A 1,934-nucleotide genomic window follows, 5' to 3' on the forward strand; every position below is an offset into this window, starting at 1 on the left:
AACGCTTGTATTAATAAATTTTTTGACAAAAAAGCGCTTATTTCGAGCGCTTTTCTTCTTTTCCATTTAATTATTCCTAGACAAAACGGGTATATATTTCGTAAGATAGTAAATATGTTACGTACATCCATTGGATAACGTTCATGAAAACATCAATCGTCTCACAGCCTTTAGAATATAAATGCCATTTATATAAATGACATAGGAGGAGACCCATAATGAAGAAAGTAATCACATACGGCACCTTCGATTTATTGCACTGGGGCCATATCAACTTGCTGAAACGCGCGAAAGAAATGGGCGACTACCTAGTTGTTGCCATATCATCTGACGAATTCAATAAATTAAAGAATAAGAAGTCCTACCATAGCTTCGAAAACCGAAAAATGATCCTTGAAGCCATCCGCTATGTGGATGAGGTCATTCCTGAGAATACTTGGGAACAGAAGGTTCAAGATGTTATTGACCATGATATCGACATTTTTGTTATGGGCGATGACTGGGAAGGGAAATTTGATTTCCTTAAAGAATATTGTGAAGTTGTTTATCTTCCACGCACAATCGGCATTTCAACTACGAAGATCAAGGAAGATTTGTTTACTGCTACGAATAAATAACCAGCATCCGGTTTTAACCGGATGTTTTTTTGTATCTAGATTATCATCACCCGCTTCAACAAATGTATACATTCAACCATTACTAGGCAAAATGTGATAAAATTCAGTATTAGAATACACTAACTATGTAATTAAGGAGTATGACATGAGCACGAACGATAAGCCGAACATCATTGCCAAAGCCATCCGGGCTCTAAAAAATGGAGGTCTCGTACAAAGGGCATACAAAGCTTTATTTATCCTAATTAGCAAAAGGCCGCCCAAGAAGAATTTAGTCGTATTTGAGAGCTATCTTGGGAAACAATATAGCTGTAACCCTCGTGCCATCTATGAATACATGGCAGCGAATAAACCAGAATACGAACTGATTTGGAGTGTCGACAAAAACTATACCGAATCATTTGACCGCCAAAACATCCCTTACGTGAAACGTCTATCGCTCGGCTGGCTGTTCACATTGGCGAAAGCAAAGTATTGGGTGGTTAACAGCCGGATGCCGCTTTGGATTCCTAAACCAAAGCACACAATCTATGTGCAAACATGGCATGGAACACCATTAAAGAAGCTGGCTAATGATATGGATGAGGTTCATATGCCTAATACGACAACAGAGGGATATAAACGGAATTTCACCAGAGAAGCAAGCAATTGGGATTATCTCATCTCCCCAAATGAATACTCTTCCGCCATTTTCCGAAGAGCTTTCCAATTCAATAAGAAGTTGATTGAATCCGGTTATCCGCGCAATGACCTGCTTCATGCCCCGAATATGGAGGAACGCGCAGAGCAGATCAAGGAAAAGCTGCAGCTGCCCCAGGATAAGAAGGTCATTTTATATGCTCCTACTTGGCGCGACAATGAATTTTACGGAAAAGGCAAATATAAATTCAAGATTAAACTGGATTTAGATAAGATGAGAGAAGAGCTCGGGGATGAATATATCATTCTTCTGAGGATGCATTATCTCGTGTCGGAGAACTTCGACCTATCCGCTTATGAAGGCTTCGCCTATGACTTCTCCTTGTATGGGGATATTAGCGAGCTCTACCTGATTTCAGACATTCTCATTACCGATTATTCTTCCGTCTTCTTTGATTATGCAAATCTGAGACGCCCGATTATCTTCTTCACCTATGATATAGACACATACCGCGATCAATTACGCGGCTTCTACTTCAATCTCGAAGACAGCGCACCAGGACCACTATTGAAAACGTCAGATGAGGTCATCCAAACGATTAAAGAGCTTAATCCTCATGAGATTCACCCTAACTATGATGCCTTCTACGAACGATTCTGCAGCTGGGAGAATGGGGA

Annotated in this window: 1 protein-coding gene and 1 pseudogene; both read left to right on the top strand. The window is 40.2% G+C overall.

Features of this window, described 5'->3' with window-relative positions; all coding sequences use genetic code 11:
* Window positions 1-218 precede the first annotated feature (218 nt).
* Entirely contained in the window at window positions 219-617 is a 399-nt protein-coding gene (tagD, locus tag ACI35L_RS09985) for a glycerol-3-phosphate cytidylyltransferase (RefSeq protein WP_049669391.1), read from the top strand.
* 178 nt (window positions 618-795) lie between these two features.
* Window positions 796-1,934, top strand: a pseudogene (locus ACI35L_RS09990) (CDP-glycerol glycerophosphotransferase family protein); the annotation flags it as partial.

This window comes from Pradoshia sp. (assembly GCF_051873915.1).
Classification (GTDB): Bacteria; Bacillota; Bacilli; order Bacillales; family Pradoshiaceae; genus Pradoshia.